Source organism: uncultured Amaricoccus sp. (assembly GCF_937858865.1).
In the GTDB taxonomy this organism is placed as follows: Bacteria; Pseudomonadota; Alphaproteobacteria; order Rhodobacterales; family Rhodobacteraceae; genus Amaricoccus.
In genome coordinates, this window is sequence record NZ_CALLYO010000032.1 from 1 (window position 1) to 2,029 (window position 2,029).

The following is a 2,029-nucleotide window of genomic DNA, read 5'->3' on the forward strand; positions in this document are numbered from 1 at the left end:
CGTCCGAGGCGATCATCAGGCCGTTGACGTTCGACATCTTGCCCTGGTCGGTCGCCATGCCATTGGTGGTGTAGCGCTTGACGTGCTCGATCGAGCGCATACCCTCGCGGACCGCGAGGCGGATGTCCTTGGCCGTCACGTCGTTCTGGAAGTCGATGAAGGCCTTGGCGGTTGCGGGGTTCCGGTCGGTCGGCAGCTCCTTCAGCGTGACGCCCGAGCCGGCGCGGTCTGAGGAGACGGCGAATGCCGGCGCCTCGGCATCGCGGCCGATGTCGCGGGCCGCCTGCGCGCCGGCGGTGGCGCCGTCGGCGAGCGCCGCGGCGATGCCCCAGAGGCCGCGGCCGGCGCCGGCGATCTGCACCGCCTCGGTCTTCTTGCCGGGCAGGTACACCTGCAGCGTCTCGTCCCAGGCGAGCTTGCCCTGGGTGTGGCTGAAAAGGTGCAGGCAGGGGGTCCAGCCACCGCACATGAGCACGGCGTCGCAGGCGATATCGCGCGCCTGCCCGGCCTTGCCGCTCTCCATCTTGTTGACGCGGAGCGACTTCACCCGCAGCCGGCCGGAGGTGCCGGTGACGGTGCGGCCGAGCAGAGCCTCGATGCCGAGCGCGTGGGCGCGGTCGGTCAGGGCGGGATCGACGGCGGCGCGGACGTCGACGATCGCGGCGGGCTTGGCGCCGGCCTCGGCGAGGTCGAAGGCGGCGTACCAGGCCGAGTCGTGGGCGGTGACGATCGCCGGGCGGTCGCCGACCCTGACGCCGTAGCGATTGAGGTAGGTCTGGGCGCGCACCCTCCACATGCGCTCGCGCGGGGCGCCCTCGGGCGGCGTGTCGAGGTGGTCAGTCAGCCGCTGGGCGAGGGCGACGAGGTTCTGGTGGTAGTAGCCGATCGCGGTCGTGCGGGTCATCACCGTGACGTTCGGCAGAGCCGCGAGCTCGGCAACGGTAGCGGCGAGCCAATCCCAGGCCGGCTTGCCGTCGATGACTACGGTCGGCTCGGAGAGCAGCGTGCCGCCGACCTCCGCGTTCTCGTCGACGAGCGTGACGGACGCGCCGGAGCGGCCCGCGGCGAGCGCGGCGGCGAGGCCCGAAGGACCTGCGCCGACGACGAGGACGTCGGTGTGAGCGAAGCGGGAGGCGTATCGGTCGGCGTCGGGCTCGGAGGGGGAGACGCCGAGGCCGGCGGCGTTGCGGATGACCGGCTCGTAAACCTTGTCCCAGAACGACCGCGGCCACATGAAGGTCTTGTAGTAGAAGCCGGCCGAGAACAGCGACCCGAGGTTGTCGTTGACCGCGCCCATGTCGAACGAAAGCGAGGGCCAGCGGTTCTGGCTCGTCGCCTCCAGGCCGGTGCGGAGCTCCTGGATCGTCGCACGGGTATTCGGCTCGAAGCGGCCGGGGCCGCGGCGGGTGCCGAAGAGGGCGTTCGGCTCGTCGGAACCGGCGGAGACCACGCCGCGCGGACGGTGGTACTTGAACGACCGGCCCATCAGGTGGACGCCGTTTGCCAGCAGCGCCGAGGCGAGAGTATCGCCGGCAAGCCCCTGGTAGGGTTTGCCGTCGAAGGTGAAGCGGACCGGCTTGCCATGGTCGACGCGGCCGCGGTTCGGGAGGCGATAGGTGGTCACTTGGCGTCTCCCTTCAGGCTGGCGAGGGCCGCATCAACGTCGGGGCGGGGCTCGCCAGCCTTGTAGGTGGCGAGGAACTTGTCGCCGACCGTCTCCCGGGCGGCGTTGAAGAACCGGGCGCAGCCGTTGATGTGGCGCCAGCGCTCGAAGTGCACTCCCTTGGGGTTTGACCGGATGAAGAGGAAGTCGCGCCACTCCTCGTCCGTCAGCTTCGACGGGTCCGCGGGGCGGGCGATGTGGGCCTCGCCGGCGTAGGCGAACTCGAGCTCGGGCAGGTCCTGCTCGCAGTAGGGGCAATGGATCAGCAGCATCGGCGTGGTCCTCAGTGCGCGACGGCGGCGGCGGCGGCTTCGTCGATCAGCCGGCCGGTGGTGAAGCGCTCGAGCGTGAAGGGGGCGTTGATCG

General features: G+C 70.8%; 2 protein-coding genes. Both read right to left on the reverse strand.

The window, feature by feature from the left end:
- A partial coding sequence (locus Q0112_RS00845) for an FAD-dependent oxidoreductase (RefSeq protein WP_297970247.1) occupies positions 1–1,624 on the reverse strand: 1,624 nt, incomplete at its 3' end.
- Positions 1,621–1,935, reverse strand: a complete 315-nt coding sequence (locus Q0112_RS00850) for a sarcosine oxidase subunit delta (RefSeq protein ID WP_297970249.1) — start codon at positions 1,933–1,935, stop codon at positions 1,621–1,623. The genes Q0112_RS00850 and Q0112_RS00845, both read right to left, overlap by 4 nt.
- Between the last annotated feature and the right edge of the window lie 94 nt (positions 1,936–2,029).

Bases quoted from the DNA above. Each gene is read 5' to 3' on its own strand.
- Q0112_RS00850 (WP_297970249.1), bottom strand. From the start codon at position 1,935: ATGCTGCTGATCCATTGCCCCTACTGCGAGCAGGACCTGCCCGAGCTC.